This is a genomic window from Xanthobacter sp. 126 (genome assembly GCF_000526175.1).
GTDB lineage: Bacteria > Pseudomonadota > Alphaproteobacteria > Rhizobiales > Xanthobacteraceae > Xanthobacter > Xanthobacter aminoxidans.
Map to the genome: position 1 here is coordinate 4,048,705 of NZ_JAFO01000001.1, position 22,739 is coordinate 4,071,443.

General features: G+C 69.0%; 20 protein-coding genes. 13 read left to right on the forward strand and 7 right to left on the reverse strand.

Going from position 1 to position 22,739, the window contains the following annotated elements; translation table 11 throughout:
* Window positions 1-84: 84 nt before the first annotated feature.
* Window positions 85-465, forward strand: coding sequence for a response regulator (locus tag XAN126_RS0119275; protein ID WP_024280202.1), 381 nt, complete (start codon window positions 85-87; stop codon window positions 463-465).
* A 287-nt stretch (window positions 466-752) separates the two neighbouring features.
* The gene (locus XAN126_RS0119280) at window positions 753-1,268 is read left to right on the forward strand and encodes a DNA starvation/stationary phase protection protein (RefSeq protein WP_024280203.1); all 516 of its coding nucleotides are present in this window, start codon (window positions 753-755) and stop codon (window positions 1,266-1,268) included.
* A 180-nt stretch (window positions 1,269-1,448) separates the two neighbouring features.
* Here the strand turns inward: XAN126_RS0119280 and XAN126_RS0119285 are convergent, their stop codons facing one another.
* From XAN126_RS0119285 to XAN126_RS0119315, 7 genes are all read right to left on the reverse strand, one after another.
* The gene (locus tag XAN126_RS0119285) at window positions 1,449-1,736 is read right to left on the reverse strand and encodes a hypothetical protein (protein ID WP_024280204.1); all 288 of its coding nucleotides are present in this window, start codon (window positions 1,734-1,736) and stop codon (window positions 1,449-1,451) included.
* Window positions 1,737-1,869: 133 nt separating this feature from the next.
* Entirely contained in the window at window positions 1,870-3,510 is a 1,641-nt protein-coding gene (locus XAN126_RS0119290) for a Na+/H+ antiporter (RefSeq protein ID WP_024280205.1), read from the reverse strand.
* Between the two features lie 154 nt (window positions 3,511-3,664).
* Window positions 3,665-4,501 carry an alpha/beta hydrolase gene (locus tag XAN126_RS0119295; RefSeq protein ID WP_024280206.1) on the reverse strand — a complete coding sequence of 279 codons (837 nt, stop codon included), beginning with the start codon at window positions 4,499-4,501 and terminating at the stop codon, window positions 3,665-3,667.
* 191 nt (window positions 4,502-4,692) lie between these two features.
* The gene (locus XAN126_RS28775) at window positions 4,693-5,211 is read right to left on the reverse strand and encodes a lipase family protein (protein WP_051460645.1); all 519 of its coding nucleotides are present in this window, start codon (window positions 5,209-5,211) and stop codon (window positions 4,693-4,695) included.
* A 95-nt stretch (window positions 5,212-5,306) separates the two neighbouring features.
* Complete coding sequence (locus XAN126_RS0119305) at window positions 5,307-6,443, reverse strand: MFS transporter (RefSeq protein ID WP_155982457.1); 1,137 nt, start codon at window positions 6,441-6,443, stop codon at window positions 5,307-5,309.
* A 129-nt stretch (window positions 6,444-6,572) separates the two neighbouring features.
* Window positions 6,573-7,118 carry a DsbA family protein gene (locus XAN126_RS0119310; RefSeq protein ID WP_024280209.1) on the reverse strand — a complete coding sequence of 182 codons (546 nt, stop codon included), beginning with the start codon at window positions 7,116-7,118 and terminating at the stop codon, window positions 6,573-6,575.
* Window positions 7,115-7,663, reverse strand: a complete 549-nt coding sequence (locus XAN126_RS0119315; protein ID WP_024280210.1) for a peroxiredoxin — start codon at window positions 7,661-7,663, stop codon at window positions 7,115-7,117. The genes XAN126_RS0119310 and XAN126_RS0119315 overlap by 4 nt, the downstream gene beginning before the upstream one ends.
* 191 nt (window positions 7,664-7,854) lie before the next feature.
* Between XAN126_RS0119315 and XAN126_RS0119320 the strand changes: the two genes are divergently transcribed.
* The 11 genes from XAN126_RS0119320 to cydB all read left to right on the forward strand — a co-directional run bounded on the left by XAN126_RS0119320 (window position 7,855) and on the right by cydB (window position 22,179).
* On the forward strand, window positions 7,855-9,204 hold the full coding sequence (locus XAN126_RS0119320; RefSeq protein WP_024280211.1) for a cytochrome c: 1,350 nt from the start codon (window positions 7,855-7,857) through the stop codon (window positions 9,202-9,204).
* A complete protein-coding gene (locus XAN126_RS0119325; RefSeq protein WP_024280212.1) occupies window positions 9,201-9,695 on the forward strand; it encodes a (2Fe-2S)-binding protein in 495 nt (164 codons plus the stop codon). Before XAN126_RS0119320 ends, XAN126_RS0119325 begins: the two co-directional genes overlap by 4 nt.
* A complete protein-coding gene (locus XAN126_RS0119330; RefSeq protein ID WP_024280213.1) occupies window positions 9,692-11,935 on the forward strand; it encodes a molybdopterin cofactor-binding domain-containing protein in 2,244 nt (747 codons plus the stop codon). The genes XAN126_RS0119325 and XAN126_RS0119330 overlap by 4 nt, the downstream gene beginning before the upstream one ends.
* 54 nt (window positions 11,936-11,989) lie before the next feature.
* Window positions 11,990-12,766 (forward strand): SDR family oxidoreductase, encoded by a 777-nt coding sequence (locus tag XAN126_RS0119335; protein WP_024280214.1) that lies wholly within the window; start codon window positions 11,990-11,992, stop codon window positions 12,764-12,766.
* A gap of 19 nt (window positions 12,767-12,785) precedes the next feature.
* Entirely contained in the window at window positions 12,786-13,901 is a 1,116-nt protein-coding gene (locus tag XAN126_RS0119340) for an FAD binding domain-containing protein (protein WP_024280215.1), read from the forward strand.
* A 172-nt stretch (window positions 13,902-14,073) separates the two neighbouring features.
* A complete protein-coding gene (locus XAN126_RS0119345; RefSeq protein WP_197024068.1) occupies window positions 14,074-16,053 on the forward strand; it encodes an FUSC family protein in 1,980 nt (659 codons plus the stop codon).
* Between the two features lie 24 nt (window positions 16,054-16,077).
* Entirely contained in the window at window positions 16,078-16,284 is a 207-nt protein-coding gene (locus XAN126_RS0119350) for a DUF1656 domain-containing protein (protein WP_024280217.1), read from the forward strand.
* Entirely contained in the window at window positions 16,281-17,180 is a 900-nt protein-coding gene (locus XAN126_RS0119355) for an HlyD family secretion protein (RefSeq protein WP_024280218.1), read from the forward strand. The genes XAN126_RS0119350 and XAN126_RS0119355 overlap by 4 nt, the downstream gene beginning before the upstream one ends.
* A 249-nt stretch (window positions 17,181-17,429) precedes the next feature.
* The gene (locus XAN126_RS0119360; RefSeq protein WP_024280219.1) at window positions 17,430-19,727 is read left to right on the forward strand and encodes an FdhF/YdeP family oxidoreductase; all 2,298 of its coding nucleotides are present in this window, start codon (window positions 17,430-17,432) and stop codon (window positions 19,725-19,727) included.
* Entirely contained in the window at window positions 19,724-21,148 is a 1,425-nt protein-coding gene (locus XAN126_RS0119365) for a cytochrome ubiquinol oxidase subunit I (RefSeq protein WP_245272295.1), read from the forward strand. Before XAN126_RS0119360 ends, XAN126_RS0119365 begins: the two co-directional genes overlap by 4 nt.
* 2 nt (window positions 21,149-21,150) lie before the next feature.
* Complete coding sequence (gene cydB / locus XAN126_RS0119370; RefSeq protein ID WP_024280221.1) at window positions 21,151-22,179, forward strand: cytochrome d ubiquinol oxidase subunit II; 1,029 nt, start codon at window positions 21,151-21,153, stop codon at window positions 22,177-22,179.
* Window positions 22,180-22,739 lie beyond the last annotated feature (560 nt).

Here is a 22,739-nt window from a genome sequence, read left to right on the forward strand (position 1 = left end):
TACGGGTTGGGCAGGCGGCAGGCTATATAGGGTCAGACCGGCGCGTCATCGCGTGCCGAATAATTGCACGTCGAGGTACCCCGAGTGTCACGCGCGCCAACCATAACGATTATCGATGACGACGAATCCGTTCGCGTCGCTACGGAAAGTCTCGTCCGCTCCCTTGGGTTCGGCGCGCGATCCTTCGCGTCCGCGGAGGACTTCCTCGGCTCCACGGAGCGCAGCAGGACCGCGTGCGTCATCACCGACGTCCAGATGCCGGGCATGAGCGGCGTCGAGCTTCAGAGCCGGCTGCGCGCCGAAGGCGACCCGGTGCCGCTGATCTTCATCACCGCCTTTCCCGAGGATCGCATCCGCCGGCAGGTCGACGCGGCCGGCGCCTACGGCTTCCTGGCGAAGCCGTTCGACGGGAACGAAATGATCGATTGCATCGATCGCGCGCTGCAGGCTTCCCCGCGCCGCTGACGCGCCGACGCGCTCGCGGCCTTTCGCGCCCTGCCACCTCTGCCCCCAAAATCTGCGCTGCGGCGACCCTCACGGGTTCGCGCGCACGCGCCTGCGCGCCTTCGAAGCCTGAGCGCCGGCACCGCCCCTGCCCCATACCCTCGTATGATCCAGGCAAACGAGCGCCCAATTCTTTCGTCCGCGCCCCGGTCCTATGGTGACCACCGTGACATTCACAGAGCGGTCGCCGCGGCATCTCAGCCACCACCCGACCGCTCCCCTACCGCTTTTCCATAAGGACGACACCCATGGACAAGACCATTGCGAAACTGCGCCAGCAGGCACCGCTTCGGACCCCCACCGATCTCGGCGAAGACGCCACGCGGGACATTGCCGGCGCCCTCACCGTTCTTCTGGCAGATATGTTCGCGCTTTATCTGAAGACCAAGAATTTTCACTGGCACATGTCCGGCCCGCACTTCCGTGATTACCATCTTCTGCTGGACGAGCACGGCGACCAAATATTCGCCACCACCGATGCCATCGCCGAACGGGCGCGCAAGGTGGGCGGCACCACGCTGCGGTCGGTGGGCCACATCGCGCGCCTCCAGCGTCTCCTCGACAACGACGCGGACTACGTGACCGCCGAGGACATGCTGGCCGAGCTCGGCGAGGACAACAAGCGCCTCATCACCTTCCTGCGGGAAGCCCATGTGGTCTGCGAGAACTACAACGACGTCGCCACCACCAGCCTCATCGAGGTCTGGATCGACGAGGCCGAACGCCGCGTGTGGTTCCTCTTCGAAGCCACCCGCTCGCACTGACCTTTCACTCCCCTTCCTCCCCGCCTGAGCCCGCCGGTCAAACCCGGCGGGCTTTTTTTGCGCGCGCGTCCCCAGGCGGGTTGCAGGGCAGGCCTTCCAGCACATCCGCCCCCCACAAAGCGAGAAGGCCGGCGTCCTCAGGGGACGCCGGCCTTTTCGTTGCAGCGCATGTCGGGTGGCTCACGCCCCCGGCGAAGTGGCATCCTGGGCCGGACCCCAGTGGGCGTCCGGCTGGGCCGGCTGGCCGATGAACGGACGGGCGGAGTTCATCGCCCTCAGCTTCGCGGCGGAGGGCATCTGGAAGATGTTGAACGGCTGGACCACGGCGCCCGACTGGGCATCGAAGAAGGTGGTCTCGCCGCGCGCTTCAGTGGGGAAGCTGGTGTCCGCGTGGGCGGTGCCCGCAACACCGGCCACCACGAAGGCGAGAGCACCGAACGCCATGATGAACTTAGAATTCGCAGTCATGAGAACCTCCTGTGTTTTCGATGATTCAGTTTTACATTCCGCGGCATTCGCTGGTATCGAACTCAAATTCATTCCATGAATATCGATGTTTCGCCGGACTATACGTCGGTTTACTTTTCGTCACTCCGCCCCCTCAACCATCGGCCATGCCGGGTGCGATGAGCAGGGCGACCTCCTCGGCATCGGTCTCCCGCAGCAGCTTGTGCGCCAGATCGATGGGGATGCGCCGGCGCTGGACGAGGCCGACGATGGATCGGCGCTCAGCCTGAATGGCGAGGAGATGCATCCGCCGCTCTTCCGGCCAGGCGGCCGTTCCGCCATCGACGCCCTCGGCCTGAAGCTGGTTGAGGCGATGCCGGTAATGGTCGGCGACGATGGAGGCGACGGTCGGCACGTCGGCCCCGGCCGTCTGCGTCTCGGCCGTCTCCGCGAGCGCGTCCAGGGCGGCCTGCAGCGCCTCGGCGCGGGCCTCGCGCTCCTGCGCCGCATCGGCCAGGTCGAGCGGCAGATCGATGCCCCGCAGGAGGATCGGCAGCGCCACGTTGGCGAGCGCCAGAGACACGAGAATGACCGCGGCAGCGATGAACACGGCGAGATCCCGCGCAGGAAAAGGTATGCCACCCGTCAAGACCAACGGCAGGCTGAGCGCCGCGGCGAGCGTAACGGCGCCGCGCACCCCGCCGAACGCCATCACCGCCACCAGGCGCCATCGGGGAACGGGGCGCGGCGCGCCGCTTTGCCTCCGGCCGACGGGCCAGCAGCAGAGGGCGGCGAGCACCCACGCGAAGCGCAAGGCTGCGAGCGCGAGAACCGTGGCCGCCACATAGAGCCCGAGCCACCCCACGGCGTGGTGTCCGCCCTCGGCGATGCTGCGCGCCGCGCCGCTGAGGATGCCCGGCATCTGTTCGCCCAGCAGCAGGAACATGACGCCGTTGAGGGTGGATTGAAGCGTCTCCCACACCGCGCCGCGCCTCAGGCGCGTCAAGGGAAGCGCGCGGCCCGACACCTCGATGCGGCTCATCATCATGCCTGCGGCCACGGCGGCGAGCACGGCGGAGCCGCCGGCCGCTTCGGCCAGCAGATAGGCGCCGTAGGGAATGAGCAGGCTGATGAGGATCTGGCCGGAGGTATCCTCGCCCACCCGGCGCACCATGAAGGCCTTGGCCGTGGCCACCATCCAGCTGAAGGCGATGCCGATGGCGATGCCGCCCCCGGCCGCCCAGACAAAGGCGGCGAGGGAATCGAGCACCGGCACCGTCCCCGTCACCACCGCAGCGATGGCGAGGCGCAGGCAGATCAGCGCGGCGGCATCGTTGAAAAGGGCCTCGCCCTCCAGCAGGCGCAGCACGCCGCGCGGAATGGGAATGTGCCGCGCCACCGCGCCGGCAGCCACTACATCGGTGGGGGACAGGACGGCGGCGAGCGCGAAGCACACGGCCAGCGGCATCGCCGGAATGAGCCAATGGAGCATCAGCCCCACGCAGCCGACCGTGGCCACCACCAGCCCCAGCGCCATGGACAGGATGAGCGGCGCATTCGCCGCAAGATCCGTCTTGGACACGCGCCACCCGTCGAAGAACAGGAGCGGCGGCAGGAAAATGAGGAAGAACTGATCCGGCTTCAGCGGCGCGCCGAGGCTGGTGACGGAACCGATGGCGGCGCCCACCGCAACCTGGATGAGTGGCAGCGCCACGCGGTCGCCCAGCACGCGGCCCATCCAGTTGGTGAGCACCACGCCGGCAAGCAGCACGAGGATGTAGCGAATGTCGGTCATGCGCACCACCGGCCTGTCTCGGCGCCGTGCGCACGCGGCGCGTGCGTGGGCGCGCTCACGTTCCAGATCTTCGTCGGACGTCTCGTCCGCCCGCGGGAGCGGACGGCAGCGCCGGTGCGGGACGATCGCAACCGGCGCTGCGCGCGTCAGCCCGTCAGGCCTTCACGAAGGCGAGCAGATCGGGATTGATGACGTCGGCGTGGACGGTCAGCATGCCGTGGGGATAGCCGGCATAGACCTTCAACGTGCCGTTCTTCAGCAGCTTCACGCTCAGCCGCGCGGCATCATCGATGGGTACCACCTGGTCGGCATCCCCGTGCATGACGAGGGTCGGCACGGTGATGAGCTTGAGATCCTCGGTCTGGTCGGTCTCGGAGAAGGCCTTGATACCGTCATAGTGCGCCTTGGCGCTGCCGGTCATGCCCTGGCGCCACCAATTCTGAATCACGCCCGGCACGGGCGTCGCGCCGGGCAGGTTGAAGCCGTAGAAGGGGCCGGACGCCACATCCAGGAAGAACTGGGAGCGGTTGGCCGCGAGCGCGGAGCGGAAGCCGTCGAACACCTCCAGGGGCGTTCCGCCGGGATTGGCCGCGGTCTTCACCATCAGCGGCGGCACCGCGCTCACCAGCACCGCCTTCGCCACACGCCCCTGCGGCTGGCCGTGCCGCGCCACATAGCGGGCCACCTCGCCGCCACCGGTGGAATGGCCGATATGCACGGCGTTGCGCAGGTCGAGATGCTCCATCACCGCGGCGGCGTCAGCGGCGTAATGGTCCATGTCGTGGCCCTCGCTCACCTGCGCCGAACGGCCATGCCCGCGACGGTCGTGCGCGACCACCCGGAAGCCGTGTTGCAGGAAGAACAGGATCTGCGCATCCCAGTCGTCGGAGGAGAGCGGCCAGCCGTGATGGAAGACGATGGGCTGCGCGTCCTTCGGACCCCAGTCCTTGTAGAAGATGTCGACGCGGTCTTTGGTGGTGACGTAAGCCATGATCCTGTTCCTCTCGCTGTGTTCCACGATGAAACTGTCCGTGACGGCAGGCAGGGCACAGCCTGAGATCCAGCACCGACACAAGATCACTCTAGAATAGGGAGAGGGAAAATGGGCTTATACGCGGGTATATTGGATCGCACATCAATATAGGGGGGCGGACTTTTTCAGCGTCCCCTATCCCGGCCGCCTCAGCGGCCGGCCCGCAAGCAGCCGTTCGGCACGGGCGCGCCCGAAAGCCGCGCGAGAAGCCAAGAGACGGCCATAGGCGCCACAGCCTTGACCACCCCGCCATGGGACGCCCACGGCACTTCCACATAGGTGACGGACGTCCCGGCCCGGCACAGGCGCCCCACATAGTCCCGCGTCGTGGCCGGCTCCACGAGGGCATCAAGGCTCCCCTGCGCGAAGAAGACCGGCACGCCCTTCGGGTCCGGATTGGAATTGCGCGCGATCAGCTGATCCCAGCCGGGCCGCCGGTCGGCGGCGCTGCGCAGGAAGCCCGTCTGGGCATAGCCCAGCGCGGAGAGGCCGAGCACGACATCGCCCACCGGATCGAGGCTGCAATCGGCGGCGATCCCGTCCACCGTCGCGAGCGCCTGCGGGCGGACGATGCCGTCGAGCGGCCATCCATAGGCCTGGCCCCAGGACCATGCGGCGAAGGAGGCCACGACCTGCCCCGGCGGGGTGCCGATATCGTCGCGCAGCAAGCGCCGCAGCTCCGTCGGCGCGGCCGCCGCGGCGACACCGGCGAGATGCAGCTCCGGCGCATAGCTCCTTGACCCTTCTTCCGGCCAGCGGCCGATCAGTGTGAGGGATCGGCCCGGCGGCTGCGGGCCGCGAGCAGCTGGAGGCCGACGGCGAAGGCGGCGAACGCCGTCCCCAGCACCGTGACGAGGAACCAGCCGCCGGCGCCCCAGGCGAACGTCGCCGTGGCCGAGCCGATGGAGCCGCCGAGGAACATGGCGCTCATGAGCACCGTGTTGATCCGCGCCCGCGCCTCCGGCCGCAGGGCGAAGACGATGTGCTGGTTGGAAACGAGGGCACTCTGCATGCCGAAATCCAGCAGCATCACGCCGACGATCAGCCCGACAAGCGATCCCCACGCGCCGAACACGACCCATGCGGCGAGCGTGACGATGGAGCCCACCATCACCGCCAGCTTTGGCCCGCGCTTGTCCGCGAACCGGCCGGCCAGCGGCGCGGCGAGGATGCCGACGGCGCCCACCAGGCCGAACAATCCCGCCACCTCGGCACCGAGGCCGAAGCGCGGCTCGGCGAGCCGGAAGGCGAGGATGGTCCAGAACACGGTGAAGGCCGCAAACAGCGCCGCCTGCGTGATCGCCGCGAGCCGCAGCGCGGGAAAATCCAGCCACTGCTGCCACACGGAATGGAGCAGCCGGTGATAGCTCAGGCGCGAGTCCGGCTTGCTGCTTGGCAGCGTCACCGCCATCAGCACCGCGCCGCCCAGCGCCATGGGTGCCGCAAGCCACAGCATCTCGCGCCAGCCGCCGTGCGAGGCGACGAAACCGGCGACGGTGCGGCTGAGGAGGATGCCCGTCAACAGCCCGGCCATCACCGTTCCCACCGTCGCGCCCCTTTTCTCGGGCGCCGCGAAATGGGCGGCGAGGGGCACGATCTGCTGGGCGACCGTGGAGGCGAGCCCCACCGCCAGCGAGGCCGCCACGAGCAGCAGCGCCGTGGGCGCCACCGCGGCCAGCACCAGCGCCGCCGCCAGCAGCACGAACTGCACCACGATCAGGCGCCGGCGTTCCACGAGGTCGCCCAGCGGCACGAGCAGCACGAGGCCGATGGCGTAGCCGAGCTGGGTGGCGGTGGGAATGGCCCCCGTGAGGGCGCCCGGCAGATCCTGCTCGATCAGCGCGAGCATGGGCTGGTTGTAATAGATGTTCGCCACCGCGAGGCCGGCCGCCGTGGCCATGGCGAGCGTGGCGCCGAACCCCAGCGTGCCGGGCTCAGGCGCGGCGTCGGCGAGCGCGGGCGCGCCGGGACGCAGGGTTGAAGTCTGCTTGAAGATCATGGTTGCCTCCTCGGGCGGGTGCATCCGGGCTCAGGCCGGGACGTCGATCTCGGCGGCGGCGGCAGCGCGATCGAGCACCTCGATCAGGCTCTGCCTGTCCCTCGGCCCGTCGTAGCGGACACCGTTGATGAAGAGGCACGGCGTGCCGTTCACGCCGGCGCGAGCGCCGCCCACGAAGTCCTGCTGGATGATGGCGTCGTACTGACCCTGAAAGGCCGCCTGCAGCACGCGGCGTTCAATGCCGAGCTGCGCGCCATAGGACGTGAGGCTCGCCACATCGAGCGCGTCCTGGTGCTCGTAGAGCATGTCATGGGCGGCCCAGAACACCCCGGACGCGGCGGCCGCCTCGGCGAACTGCGCGGCGCGCAGGGCATGGGCGTGCATCTCGGTCAGCGGGAAATTGCGGAACACGAAGCGCAGCCGCGCGCCCATCGCCTCCTGCACGGCCTTGAGCACCGGATAGGCCTCGCCGCAATAGGGGCATTCGTAATCGCCGTACTCGATCAGGGTCACCGGCGCATCGGCCGGCCCAGCCACCTTGTCGGTGGCGCTCACGGGAGGAAGACGTCGCGTCATGCCTGCGCTCCATAGGTGTTCGAGGTGGGGGTGTCCGAGGCGGGTGTCTTGGGGATGGGAACGAGCGTGTCGAGCGCATCGAGAATGCCGTCCGCGCCGGGGTTCAGGCCGAGCGGCGAGAGATAGCTCCAGCGGATGACGCCCTCGGCATCGATCACGAACAGCGCCCGCTCGGCGACGCCATCCTGCGCGCGGTAGGCGCCATAGCGCCGGGCGACCTCGCCCTTGGGCTCGAAATCCGCGAGCAGCGGGAAATGCAGCTTGCGCGCCTCAGCGAAGGCCGCGTGGCACCACACGCCGTCCGTGGAGATTCCCACCAGCTGGGCGCCGGAGCGGTGAAACTCCGGCAGCATCTCGTTGTAGAGGCCCATCTGGTCGCCGCACACCGGGCTCCAGTCGGCCGGATAGAAGGCGAGGATGACGGGCGCACCTCTCAGATCGGAGAGGGACAGCCTCTGGTCGGGCGTGGCCGGCAGGGTGAAGTCAGGCGCGGCCTGGCCCGGCTGCAGCAAGGCATGTGTGGAAGCGTCGTGCGGATCAGTCATGTGCGTGCCTCGTCCCTCTCTGCGTCGCAGGTGTCCAATGTCGACTGCGAGAGTGTCGGGGGGACGGGCCGGGGGAAATCGGCCATTGGCGTGGCCCGCTCATACTTGGGTTTGGCGGGTGCCCCTTTAGTGCGTTTCGGAAAGATGAGGGCGCCGGGCAGCCGCATGGTGCACCCCCAGAAAGGGTGCGAATGATGATGAAGCGCGTGCTGCTCCTGTCCCTCGTTGCCGCCGGCTGCGGCGCGCTCGCCGCGCTGGCCTACGCCTGGCATGGCGAGATCGCTCCGGTTTCGCCCCCGCCCGCCGGCGCGTTCGAAAGCGCGCAGATTGAGCGGGGCGCGGCGCTCGCCCTCATCGGGGATTGCCGCACCTGCCACACCGCGCCGGGCGGGACGACCTTCGCCGGTGGCCTCGCCATGCCGACGCCCTTCGGCACGATCTATTCCACCAACATCACCCCCGATCCCGAAACCGGCATCGGGCGCTGGCCGCTCGCCGCCTTTGTGCGGGCCATGCGCGAGGGCGTGGACCGCGAAGGCCGGCACCTCTATCCGGCCTTCCCCTACGACCATTTCAGCCTGACCACAGACGCAGACCTCGCTGCGCTCTACGCCTTCCTGATGACCCGCGCGCCGGTGGTCGCCACGGCACCGGCGAACCAGCTGCCCTTCCCCATCAACATCCGGCTCGTGCTCGCCGGCTGGAAGCTCCTGTTCCTCCATCCCGAGCCCTTCGCGAACGATCCCGCGCGCGATGCCGCGTGGAACCGGGGCCGCTATCTGGTGGAGGGCCTCGCCCATTGCGGCGCCTGCCATACGCCGCGCAACCTGATGGGCGCGGAAATCCGCTCCCGCGCCTTTGCCGGTGGCGTGGCCGAGGGCTGGACCGCTTACCCCCTGAGCGCGCAGTCGCCCGCCCGCGTGCCGTGGACGAAGGCGGCCCTCGCCCAGTACCTGCGCGAGGGCTGGCAGGCGGATCACGGCGTCGCGCTCGGCCCCATGGGGCCGGTGACGGAGAACCTCGCCGAGGCCCCTGCGCAGGACATCGAGGCGATGGCGGACTATCTCGCCTCGCTCGGCACGCCCGCCAGCAAGACTGCCATGCCGAAGGCGCCCGCGCCCGATGCCTCCGGCCAGCGGCCGCAATCGGCGGGCTGGCAGGCGGTCGCCATGGCCCTGCCCGCGGATGCCGGCGCGGGCCGTCGCGTCTTCGCCGCCGCTTGCGCCGCCTGTCACCAGGCCGGCCGGCCGCTGCCGCTCGGCGGCGTGGACATCGCCCTCTCCACGGCGCTTGCGGCCGAGACGCCGCAGAACCTGCTCAACCTCATCCTGCGCGGGGTTCCGGCCGCGGACGGCGTGGCGGCGCCCGTCATGCCGCCCTTCGCCGCCATGGACGACACCGCGCTGACGGCTCTTCTCGACTACCTGCGCCGTGACATCGCCGCGCGGCCGGCCTGGCCGGATCTCGCCGCCGCCATCACAGCGGCCCGCCACGCCGCAGCTCCCCAGACCAACGTGAACCCCGCGAAAGGCGCCCCATGACCACGTTCACCGTCAACGGCACGCGCCGCACCATCGCCGCCGCGCCGGACACGCCCCTGCTCTACGTGCTGCGCGGCGAACTCGAATTGAACGGCGCGAAATTCGGCTGCGGCCTCGGCCAGTGCGGCGCCTGCACGGTGCTGGTGGACGGGGAACCCGTCTTCTCCTGCGTCACGCCGGTGATGCTGCTGGACGGGCGCGCGGTGCGCACGCTCGAGGGGCTCGGCAGCGCCGAGGCGCCGGGGCCGGTGCAGGCCGCCTTCATCGCCGAGCAGGCGGCCCAGTGCGGCTATTGCATCGCCGGCATGGTCATGCGCGCGCAGGCCCTGCTGGAGCGCGATGGCGACCCGGACGACGACCCCATCCTCGCCGCCCTCGAACCCAGCCTGTGCCGGTGCGGAACCCATGTGCGCATCGTCCGCGCTGTGAAGCGCGCCGCCCGCACCATGGCCGGCAAACCGATGGCAGGCAAGGCGGAGGCTGTGCGATGACACAGGCCCTCTCCCGCCGCGCGGTGCTGCGCGGCACCGGCGCCCTCATCCTCGCCTTCAGCCTGTCGGGCCGGGCCTTCGCCCAGACCGAGACTGGCGCGAGCGCGACACCCCTGCGGGGCCTGCCCGGCAGCCTCGATGCCACGCCCCGGCTCGACGCCTGGATCCGCATCGCGCCGGACGGCAACGCCACCATCTTCACCGGCAAGGCGGAGCTGGGACAAGGCATTCGCACCGCTCTGCTGCAGGTGGCGGCGGAGGAACTGAAGCTGCCCCTCTCGCGGCTCGACCTCATAACCGCCGACACCGGCCGCACCCCCAACGAGGGCTACACGGCCGCCAGCCACTCGGTGCAGGATTCCGGCACTGCCATCCGCAATGCGGCGGCGCAGGTGCGCGAGATCCTCATCGGCGAAGCCGCGCGCCGGGCTGGCGTCGCCCGCGCGGGCCTGACCGCCCGCAATGGCATCGTCACCGGCCCCGCCGGCCTTCAGCTCTCTTATGGCGAGCTGGTCTCCGACACCTTGCTGCACGTGGATGCCGCACCCACCTCGATCCTCACCGATCCGCGCGACTTCACGGTGATGGATCGCCCCGTGCCGCGCGTCGACATCCCGGCGAAAGTCACGGGCGGGGCGGCCTATGTGCAGGACATGCGCCTGCCCGGCACGGTCCACGGCCGCATCGTGCGTCCGCCGAGCTACGGCGCCCGGCTGGTCGCGCTCGACGCCGGGCCGGTGGAGGCGATGCCCGGCGTGCTCAAAGTGGTGCGCGACGGCGCCTTCCTGGGGGTGATCGCCGAGCAGGAATGGACGGCGATCCAGGCCATGCGCCGGCTCGCCACCCTCGCCCGGTGGGAGGAGACCGCACAGCTTCCCGACGAGGCGCGCCTGCCCGAAGCGCTCATGGCCCTGCCCACGCGGGACACCATCATTCTCGAGGTGGGGCAGCCGGATGCGCCGTCCTTCACCCTCGATACCCTGTTCAGTCGCCCCTATCTCGCCCATGGCTCCATCGGCCCCTCCTGCGCCATCGCGCATCTGGAGGGCGATGGCATGACGGTGTGGACCCACACCCAGGGCGTCTATCCGCTGCGCGATGCCCTCGCGGGCCTCCTCGCCATGTCCCCGGAGAAGGTGCGCTGCATCCACGCGGAGGGGGCCGGCTGCTATGGCCAGAACGGCGCGGATGATGCCGGCGCCGACGCGGCGATGCTCGCCCGCGCCTTCCCTGGCCGGCCGGTGCGCGTGCAGTGGATGCGCGAGCAGGAGCATGCCTGGGAGCCGTTCGGACCGGGCATGGTAGCCCGCGTGCGCGCGGCGCTGGGGCCGGACGGCGCGATCACTGCATGGCAGCACGATGTGTGGAGCCAGTCGCACATGATGCGCCCCGGCCCGCCCGGCACCCTCCTCGCCGCCCGCGACAAGGCCGAGCCGTTCCCCCCGGCGCCGCCGGTGGACCTGCCCATGCCGGAAGGCGGCGGCGACCGAAACGCCGTGCCGCTCTACGTGCTGCCCAATGCGCGAGCGGTGAACCACTTCCTGCCGGAGATGCCGCTGCGCGGCTCCTCCATGCGCTCGCTGGGCGGCTACCTCAACGTCTTCGCCATTGAGAGCACCATGGACGAGCTCGCCCGCCGGGCGGGGCAGGACCCGGTGGATTTCCGCCTGCGCCATCTTCAGGACGAGCGGGCGAAGGCGGTCATCACCACCGCCGCCGAGCGCTTCGGCTGGAAGGACCGGCCGAAGCCCCCCGCCGGAGGCGGCTACGGCTTCGCCTTCGCGCGCTACAAGAACCTCGAGGCCTATTGCGCCATCGCGCTGGAGGTCGCCATCGATGCGGACACTGGCTGCCTCCTCGTCACGCGCGTGGTGGCGGCGGTGGACACCGGGCAGGTCGTGAACCCGGACGGGGTGCACAACCAGATCGAGGGCGGCATCGTGCAGGCGACGAGCTGGACGCTGTTCGAGGGCGTGCGCTTCGATCGTCGGCGCATCACCTCGGTGGATTGGGCGGCCTATCCCATCCTGCGCTTCTCCCGCATGCCCCGTGCCGTGGAGGTCCACATCGTCCCGCGGCCGGGCCTGCCCTTCCTCGGCGCGGGGGAGGCGGCGCAGGGGCCCATGGGGGCGGCGCTGGGCAATGCCATCCGCGACGCCAGCGGCCAGCGCCTCGCCACCCTGCCCCTCGACGCAAGCCGCATCCGCCATGCCATGATGGATCCACCGCCGCTCCGCTGAACGGAGCCAGATCCCGCGCCGGGCGCGGCATCGCCACACCCACAGGAGACAGCCATGAAGATCGATCTCTCGGGCAAGACCGCCCTCGTCACCGGGTCGAGCGAAGGCATCGGCTTCGCCATCGCCAAGGGGCTTTCGCAGGCCGGGGCAACGGTCGTCGTCAACGGGCGCGCGGAGGCGAAGGTGGCCGAGGCCGTAGTGCGCATCGGCGGCACGGCACGCGGGCAGGCCATCGACCTCGGCACCGCGGAAGGCGCCGCCGCGCTGGTGGCGGCCGAGCCGGCGTTCGATATCGTCGTGAACAATCTCGGCATCTTCCAACCGTCCGACTTCTTCGAGACCGACGACGCGGTGTGGGACCGGCATTGGGCGATCAACGTCATGTCGGGCGTGCGCCTCGCCCGCGCCTACCTGCCGGGCATGGCGGAGCGCGGCTGGGGGCGCATGCTGTTTCTCGGCTCGGAATCCGCCTTCAACATCCCGGCGGACATGATCCACTACGGCGTCAGCAAGACGGCCGACGTCTCCCTCGCGCGGGGCCTCGCCAAGCGCATGGCGGGCACAGGCGTGACCGTGAATTCCATCCTGCCCGGCCCCACTCTGTCGGAGGGCGTCGCGGCCATGCTGAAGGACGCGGTGGCGGCGGGCAAGACGCTGGAGGAGGCCGGCGCCGACTTCGTAAAGGCCCACCGGCCGAGCTCCATCATCCAGCGGCCGGCGAGCGTTGAGGAGGTCGCCAACATGGCGGTCTACATTGCCTCGCCGCTCGCCTCCGCCACCACCGGCGCCGCCTTGCGGGTCGATGGCGGCGTCATCGATTTCATCGTCTAGCGTTCTGGAGAGACAGGCCATGCCCCCTCGCATCCTCATCGTCGGTGGCTCCATCGGCGGCCTGTTCGCCGCCGTGCTGCTGCACCGCGCCGGCTTCGACGTGCGCGTGACCGAGCGGTCGGTGCATGGGCTGGAGGGGCGGGGCGCCGGCCTCGTCGCCCAGCGCGAGGTGTTCGACATCCTGCGCGAGGTGGGCGTCGAGCACCTAGCGCATGTGGGGGTGACGGCCCACGAGCGCATCTACCTCGACCGGGCAGGCTCCATCATCCATCGCCAGCGCACGCCCCAGACCCAGCTCTCCTGGGACGTGCTGTTCCGCACCTTCCGTCACCTCCTGCCGGATGATCGCTACCACATCGACCGGCAGGCTATTTCCGTGACACAGGAGCCCGGCGATGCCCGCGTGACCTATTCCGATGGCACCGAGGAGCGGGCGGATCTCGTCATCGGCGCCGACGGCGTCGGCTCGACGCTACGCGGCGCGGTTGCGGGCCCCGAGTCCCGGCCAACTTATGTGGGCTACGCCACCTGGCGCGGCCTCGTCCCCGAGGCCGAGGTGCCGGCGGTGGCCGCCGGGCAGCTCTTCGACCGCTTCGCCTTCTACGAGATGCCGGGATCGCACATTCTCGGCTATCTCGTGCCCGGCCCGGACGGCTCCACCGCCGTCGGTCGGCGGCGCTACAACTGGGTCTGGTACCGGCGCTACACGCCCGACGAACTCGATGGCGTCCTCACCGATTTGGACGGCGTGCGCCGCCCCTTCTCCCTCGCGCCCGGCCGCGTGCGCCCGGATGTAGCGGGCGCGATGAAATCCGATGCCGCCCGGCTGCTGCCCCCGGCCTTCGCCGCCGTGGTGGCGGCCGAGCCGCGCCCCTTCCTGCATGCTATCTTCGACTACGCTCCCCCGCAGATGGTTTCCGGCCGCGTCGCGCTCATGGGCGATGCGGCGTTCGTCGCCCGGCCGCACACCGCCATGGGCGTGGCGAAGGCGGCGGGCGATGCCTTCGCGCTCCGTGGTGCGCTCACCCACACCCAGGATATTGACGCCGCCCTCGCCGCCTATGCCGCCGAGCGTGCTCCGGTGGGGGCGGCGATCGTCGCCTACGGCCAGAGCCTCGGCGGCTCGCTCGGCTAACCCGATAATGTAATCAAACCAAGGTAGGCCCCCACTACCTTGCGTATAATTGGCCGTCGCCCGGCAGGACCTATGCTCAACAGAGCCACGATGGGTTCAGCAAGGCACGGCATCCATGAGCTCCACTGCACAAGGCACTCTCGACAGTCGCCCGGAGACAAATTCCGGGGCCTTGCGCGCGCGTCTTCGCTCCTGTGGTCCTCGCGCCTTGTTCGGCGTCCGGCTTGCGGCGTCGGTTTGTCTGGCGCTCTACATCACCTATGCGCTCGAGCTTCAGAACTCCTTCTGGGCGGCGACGACAGCGGCCATCGTGTGCCAGCCGAACCTCGGCACGTCCCTGCAGAAGGGACGCTGGCGAATCATCGGAACGGTGGCGGGCGCGCTGGCCATGGTGACGGTGCTCGGGCTCTTCGCCCAGAGCCGATACACCCTCGCCTTCTGCCTCGCCGCATGGTGCGGCGCGTGCGGCGTCGCCGTCGTGGTGCTCCGGAACTTTGCATCCTACGCCGCGGCCCTGGCCGGCTTTACCGCAGCCGTGATCTTCGCCGACACCATCGCCGATCCGACGTCAGCCTTCTTTTTCTCCATGGTCCGTGTCAGCGAAATCTGCATCGGCATCGGATCGACCCTCTTCGTCATCCTCCTCACCGATTTCGGCGCCGCGCGCAGGACCTTTGCCGGCCTTCTGGAAGATCTGGCCCGCCAGTTGGTCCGCGGCTTCCGCTCGACCCTCGCCCCGCCGCAGGACGCGCGCGAGGAACGCGTCAGCCCCAGGGACGTCCTGCGGAAGCTGAGCCTGTTTCAGGCCGCAGCCGATGCGGCCATGGCGGATTTCCCGTATCTGCGCTCGCGCAGCGGTCATCTGCGCGATGCCGGGGCACGCCTGATGGACGCGGTGCTCGGCTGGCAGAAGATTACCCTGGAGCAGGAGGCTTCCGGCCAACGCGGCGACACCGTTCGCGCGTGCCTGGACACCCTGCTCTCCCGCCTCGACCCGGCCGATATGGGCCGAGACCCGGAGCGGCTCCGCAGCGCCTGCGCGGAGGCTTTGCAGACCCTTGAGGTGCTTCCGCGCGATGACGCCGGCGCCTCAATTCTAGCCGACGCGACCCGCGACCTCCTCCTTTGCCTGCGCGAAACGGCAGGAAGCATCGCCCTGCTCATGGGTGCAAGAGCGGAACGTCGGGCCGCACCGTGGACCATCGTCATCGGCGATCCGCTCCCGCCCCTGCTCAGCGGCTTCCGTGTCTTCTCGGCGGTCGCCGCGGCGGCAGCCTTCACCATCGCCACCGAATGGCCGAACGGTCCTCTCGCCATTGCCTTCGTCGCGATCGCCGTCCTGATCTTCGCTCCGGCGGGCGATCAGGCCCGCGTGCTCGTCACGGACTACACCATCGGCTCCATCCTCGTGACGGTGATCGGCTGCGGGCTCTATTTCGGGGTCATGCCGTCCATCTCCACCTTCCCGCAGCTCGCTGTAATGCTGGCGCTCTTCCTGGTGCCGGTCGGCTGGATGCAGGCGGGCAGCTGGCACACGCCGCTGTTCCTGGCGATGTCCGTCAATCTCCTGCCTCTGATCGGGGTCGGGAACCCGATTTCCTATGATGCGTCCACTTTTTTCAACATCGCGCTGACGATCATCCTTGGCAACATCATCGGAACGCTGTTCTTCATCATCATTCCGGGTCTGTCGCCCGAGGTGCGGACGCGGCGCCTCCTCGCCCTCTCGGTCCGCGACTTGCGACGGCTCGCGGGCCGGCCACAGACCCCGGACGCCACGCGCTGGACTGCGGTGATGACACGCCGTGTCGAGGATCTGCCGCCCCAGGCGACGGACGAACAGGCTGGCTCTCTCCTGCCGCTCTTCGTCCTCGGACGGGCTCTGATCCTCCTGCGCGAAGCACCGGCGAGCGAGGCGGATCGACTGCTGATCTCGGACGCCAGTGCCGCGCTTGCGGAGGGACGGGTGGAGCTTGCGCGCTTCGCCTTTGGCGGCATGGAGCGCGTGCTCTCGGAGCGGGTAGCCTCCCAGCCCTCCGAGACGCCGGCGGGCCTGCCGTCGCTCGTGCAGATCAAGATCATCACGGACGCGCTCGATGCCTGTTCAGACCTTCTCGAAGGGACGGACAGTCAGCGCGCCAACCCCGGCTAGATCAGGAAAGACGAGACCAACCCCATGTTCTCGGAACTCAATCTCCTCGGCGTTCTGTTCTCGCCCTTTGCAGCCATGATGCTGGCGGCGTGGCTCATGACCATCCCGCTCATCATGCTCGGCAACCGCACCGGCCTGTCGCGCGTGGTGTGGCACCCGGCCCTGTTCAATCTCGCGATCTACGTGATCGTGCTGTCCCTCACCGTCCTGAGCATAGGAGCAGGTTCATGACCGCCATCGACATCCCTGCCGAAAAGGGGACCTCCGTTTCGCGTCGCGTGATGGGCGTGCTCCTAACCCTCGCCGTTGTCGGCGTCGCCGGCGTCCTCGGATGGCGGATGTGGGAGACCTACATGACCACGCCCTGGACCCGCGACGGCACCGTGCGGGCCTATGTGGTCACCGTCGCGCCGCAGATCTCGGGGCGCATCGTCGAGCTTCCGGTGAAGGCCGACCAGTTCGTCCACAAGGGCGACCTCCTGATGGTCATCGAGCCCTCCGACTACCAGATCGCGCTCGCCAATGCAGAGGCCGCCGTGGCCCGCGCCAAGGCCGATCTCCAGAACAAGAAGGCAGAGGCGGAACGGCGGACGAAGCTGAGCGCCATCGCCGCCTCGGAAGAGGAAAAGCAGAGCTTCGCGGCCTCGGCGGACATGGCGGTGGCGGCCTATCAGCAGGCCCTCGCCGATCGCGACCAGGCGAAGCTCAACCTCAGTCGCACGCGCATCGTCTCGCCGGTGAACGGCTATGTCACGAACCTGCTCACCCAGGTGGGCGACTATGGCACCAGCGGCCAGCGCGCGCTCTCCGTGGTGGACAGCGACAGTTTCTGGGTGGACGGCTATTTCGAGGAGACCGTCCTGTCCGGCATCCATCTGGGCGACACGGCGAAAGTGGCGCTGATGGCCTATGGCGCGCCGCTCACCGGGCATGTGAGCGGCATCGGCCGGGGCATCGCCATCCCCAATGTGGCGCCGGACGTGTCCGGCCTCGCCTCGGTCAACCCGGTGTTCACCTGGGTGCGCCTCGCCCAGCGCGTGCCGGTGCGCATCGCGCTCGATCCGGTGCCGCCGTCTGTCACCCTCTCCGCCGGGCTCACCGCGACGGTCACCATCACCGGCAAATGATCACCGGCGCGCACGGACGGCCCGCCCCGCAACGGGCGGGCCGCGTCCGTTTCCCGTCGCCCGATTTTCCTCCGGCATGACTGTGCGGCGCCATACCAATGTATGCGCCGGACATATGTGAAGCCCATTTATTCCAGCCGACCCCGCAGGTCATCATTGGCTCGTCTTCCGGTTACTTCCGAACCGGCGACGCGCGCCGTCGAGCAAGACGGGCGCAAGAGCTTCTCACCCCTGCTGCGGGAGCCGCCCATGGGCATCGCGAAAACCATCCGTCCCTATCACGAGCCCGCCGGCGGCTGGGGCGCCCTGAAGGCCATGGGCAGCGCGCTGGTGGAGCAGCACGTCGCCGTGTCCGGCATGGCCACCCTCGCCCGCATGAATCAGCCCGGCGGCTTCGATTGCCCCGGCTGCGGATGGGGCGATCCTAAGCACACCTCGCCCTTCGAATATTGCGAGAACGGCGGCAAGGCCGTCGCCTGGGAGGCGACTGCGAAGCGCTGCACGCCCGAATTCTTCGCCGCCCACACCGTCACCGCGCTCAGCGCCCTCGGCGATTACGAGCTGGAGATGGAAGGGCGCCTCACCCACCCCATGCGCTACGACGCGGCAAGCGACCGCTACGTGCCGGTGCGCTGGGAAGAGGCCTTCGCGCTGGTGGGCCGGCATCTCAATGCTTTGCCCGATCCGAACATGGCGGATTTCTACACGTCGGGCCGCGCCTCCAATGAAGCGGCCTTCCTCTACCAGCTCTTCGCCCGCGAATACGGCACCAACAACTTTCCCGACTGCTCCAACATGTGCCACGAGGCGACCAGCGTCGGGCTGCCCCAGTCCATCGGTGTCGGCAAGGGCACGGTGCTCCTGGAGGATTTCGCGCGGGCGGACTGCATCTTCATCTTCGGCCAGAACCCCGGCACCAATTCGCCGCGCATGATGAGCGACCTGCGCAACGCATCGCGCCGGGGCGCCACCATCATGTCGTTCAATCCCTTCCGCGAACGCGCGCTGGAGCGCTTCCAGGCGCCGCAGAACCCGGTGGAGATGGCGACGCTGACCTCCACGCCCATTTCCTCGCGCATCTTCCAGGTGCGGGTCGGCGGCGACGTGGCGCTCATCAAAGGCATGATGAAGCATCTCGTCGCGGCGGATGAAGCGGCCCGCGCGCAGGAACTGGTGCCGGTGCTCGACTGGGACTTCATCCGCGGCCACACCGCCGGCATCGATGCCCTCATCGCCGACCTCGCGGCGACCTCGTGGGAGGATATCGAGCGCAAGAGCGGCATCGCCCGTGCCGACATCGAGACGGCGACCGAGGCCTATATGCGGGCGGAGCGGGCGATCCTGGTCTACGGCATGGGCATCACCCAGCATCGCCACGGCACGCAGAATGTGCAGCAGATCGCCAACCTCGCGCTGCTCAAGGGGAATGTGGGGCGCGAGGGCGCCGGCATCTGCCCGGTGCGCGGCCATTCCAACGTGCAGGGCGACCGCACGGTGGGCATCACGGAAGTGCCCTCCGACGCACTGCTCGACGCGCTCGAGGCGCGCTTCGGCTTCACCCCGCCACGGGCGTTCGGCCACAACGTGGTCACCGCGCTGGAGGCCATGCTGCGCGGCGAGACCAAGGTGTTCATCGGCCTCGGCGGCAATTTCGCGGCCGCGATCCCGGACTGGCAGCTCACCCAGGAGGCCATGCGCCGGCTGGACCTCACCGTCCACATCGCCACCAAGCTCAACCGCAGCCATCTCGTCCACGGGCGGGACGCGCTGATCCTGCCCTGCCTCGGGCGGACCGAGATCGACATGCAGGCGAGCGGGCCGCAGTCGGTCACGGTGGAGGATTCCATGTCCATGGTCCACGCCTCCACCGGCCACAATCCGCCGGCCTCCGACCATCTGAAGAGCGAGCCGGCGATCATCGCCGGCATGGCGCGGGCGACGCTCGGCAGCCGCTCCAAGGTGAACTGGGAGGCGCTGACGGCGGACTATGCGCTGATCCGCGAGGACATCGAGGCGGTGTTCCCGATCTTCCAGGGGTACAACGCGCGCATCAAGGCGCCGGGCGGCTTCCACCTCACCTCCACCGCCCGCGAGCGCATCTGGGCGACGGCCTCGGGCAAGGCGAACTTCATCGTCTGCAAAGGCCTGTACGAGGACCCCAGCGTCAGCGGCCACCCGCTCTGGCTCACCACCGTGCGCAGCCACGACCAGTACAACACCACGCTCTATTCCCTCTCCGACCGCTATCGCGGCGTCCATGGCGCGCGCGATGTGATCTTCCTCGGCGAGAAGGAGATGGAAAAGCGCGGGCTGAAGCCGGACGACCGCGTCGACATCGTGACCCTCTCCACCGACGGGGTCGAGCGCGCGGTGCGCGGCTTCCGCGTGGTGCTCCATCCGTTCCCGGAGGCGAGCTGCGCGGCCTACTACCCGGAAACGAACCCCCTCGTGCCGCTCTACGCGCACGACCCACAGAGCTTCACCCCGGCCTCGAAGGGCGTCCCCGTGCGCCTCGTGAAATCCGCCCCCTTCATCGGAGCGAAATGACCATGGACGCCCTCGCGCTCTCGCGCCTGCAATTCGCCTTCACCGTCGGCTTCCACATCCTGTGGCCGACACTCACCATCGGCACCGCCTGGTTCGTCACCCTCCTCAGCTTCCTGTGGTGGCGGACGGACAAGACCGTCTACCGCGACCTCATGCGCTTCTGGATGCGCCTGTTCGCCCTCGTGTTCGGCATGGGGGTGGTGACCGGCATCGTGCTGAGCTACCAGATCGGCACCAACTGGGCGGCCTTCTCGCGCTCCGTCGCCAACGTGCTCGGCCCGCTCCTCGCCTATGAGACCATGACCGCCTTCTTCCTGGAGGCGGGCTTCATCGGCATCATGCTGTTCGGCGAATCCCGCGTGTCGAAGGGGACGCACTTCTTCGCCTGCCTCATGGTGGCGGGCGGCGCGCTCATCAGCACCACCTGGATCATCGCCGCCAACAGCTGGATGCAGACGCCGGCGGGCGCCCTCGCGGATGCCGGGGGCATCTTCCATGTGGTGGACTGGTGGCAGGTGATCTTCACCGCCTCATTCCCCTATCGCCTTGCCCACATGGTGTGCGCCAGCTTCCTCACCTGCGCCTTCATGATTGCCGGCGTCTCCGCCTTCCATCTGTGGCGCGGCCAGCATGTGGCCGCCTCGCGCACCGCCTTCTCCATGGCGCTTTGGCTGGCCCTGGTGCTGGCGCCGCTCCAGATCTTCATCGGCGACCTGCACGGCCGCAACACGCTGGTGGAGCAGCCCACCAAGCTCGCCGCCATGGAGGGCCTGTGGGACACCACCCGCGGCCCGGCCATGACCGTCATCGCCTGGCCGGACATGGCCGCGCAGAAGAACCTCTACGCGCTCGAAATCCCCCACCTCGCCAGCCTCTATCTCACCCACAGCTGGGACGGGGAGGTTCAGGGCCTGAAGGCGGTGCCGCCCGCCGACCAGCCCAACGTGCCGATCGTGTTCTTCGCCTTCCGCATCATGGCCGGCATCGGCATGCTGCTGCTGGCCACGGCGCTGACCGGGCTGGTGCTGCGGATGCGCGGACGGCTCTACGACACCCGATGGTTCCAGTACCTCGCCATGGCCACCACCTCCCTCGGCCTCGTCGCCGTGCTCGCCGGATGGACGGTGACGGAGGCGGGCCGGCAGCCCTGGATCATCTACGGGGTGCTGCGCACCGCCGATGCCGTGGCGCCGGTGGCCGCCGGCGCGGTCACCACCAGCCTCCTCATCTTCTTCGCCGTCTACAACCTGCTGCTCGTCGCCTTCCTCTGGTTCGCCGGACGGGTGGCGTTCAAGGGCCCCACCGACACGTCGCCCGAGGTGGCGGAGCGCCCCGGCATGGAGCGCGCCAGCGTCGGCCTCTTCACCAACTCCCCCACCCTTCCGTCGCCCGTCCCCGGCGTCGGACAAGCGAAGGCCTGACCATGACCGAGCTGATGCAGGCGGACCATGTGCCGCTCCTCTTCGCCGCCGCTGCCCTCTTCTGCGTCACCGTCTACGTGCTCGCGGACGGGCTCGACCTCGGCGTCGGCATCCTCTTCCTCGCCGCCCCGCGCGATCAGGACCGCGACGTGATGATGGCCTCCATCGAACCCGTCTGGGACGGCAACGAGACGTGGCTGGTGATGGGCGGCACGCTGCTGTTCGCCGCCTTCCCCGCCGGCTACTACATCCTGCTGCCGGCCTTCTATCTGCCCATCATGTTCATGCTGTTCGCCCTGATCTTCCGGGGCGTCGCCTTCGGCTTCCGCCTGCAGGCGACGCGGTTCCGGCCGGTGTGGGATGCCGCCTTCTTCGCCGGTTCCTTCCTCACCACCTTCTGCCAGGGGCTTATCCTCGGCGGGCTCATCGATGGGGTGCCGGTGGAGAACGGCATGTTCGCGGGCGGCGCCTTCAGCTTCCTGAGCGTGCTCGGCGTGCTGTGCGGCATCGGCCTCGTGGGCGGCTATGCGCTCATCGGCGCCGGCTGGCTGATCTGGAAGGCGGAGGGGCCGACGCAGGTGTTCGGCCGCGAGATCGCCCGCGCAGCGCTCATCCTCACCGCCGCGATGATGCTGCTGGTGAGCCTGTGGAGCGCCTGGAGCGTGCCCGAGGTCGCAGCCCGCTGGTTCGCTTTGCCGAACCTGTTCTGGCTCGCGCCCGTGCCGCTCCTCACTCTGGCGGTGATCGCCTGGATCTGGTGGGCGATCTGGAACGGCCGCGAGGCGCAGACCTTCGCGCTCGCCCTCATGCTGTACGCCCTCGGCCTGTTCGGGCTCGTGGTGAGCCTGTGGCCCTATGTGGTGCCGCGCGAGGTCACCGTCTGGGACGGCCTGTCCGATCCCCGCTCGCTCGCCTTCCTCGGGGTCGGCGTCATGGTCATCATCCCGGTGGTACTGGCCTATCAGGCCCACGCCTACTGGATCTTCCGGGGGAAGGTGCAGCACGAAGGGGGGCACGGCGGCTACGGCTGACGACCGCCCGCCCGGTTCGCGATCGCTCGCCCCGAAGCCACATGGCGCGGGGCGAGCGATCGCGTGAATGCTGGCTGTTCCTGTCCCGGGCCCGCCTGTGATCTCATACCCCCAGCGCCCAAAGCAGAAGCACCGCCGCCGTCATCGTCTCCCATGACGCAATCGTTCAAAGCGACCGGCATATTCGACAAGAGACCGATCCCGAACACCGGCAACATGGCTACGATTTTCCGGGACGCATCAGATGCGAGGATCGATGACCATGAGCTAGGCGCCTGCGCGTCGCCTCGGCGGCAATTTGAGGCCGCGGTGGTGGCGGCACTCGCTCGCTTTCGACCGGACCGCTGGCGCGGCGCGCCCGGGCGATGCCCGACATGTGATCGACGCCCCCTCCCCGTCGCGTCGGTGCCGACCATAGCCACCTTGACGCGGGCGCCCGTTCCAGAATATTTAATCGAACGATAAATAGCCGGTTTTCGGGTCTCTCCGGCGCATCGACCGCCAGCCGCAAGCGCCAACGGCGCGCTGGACGCTCTTGCAACAACGCACTACAAACAAGA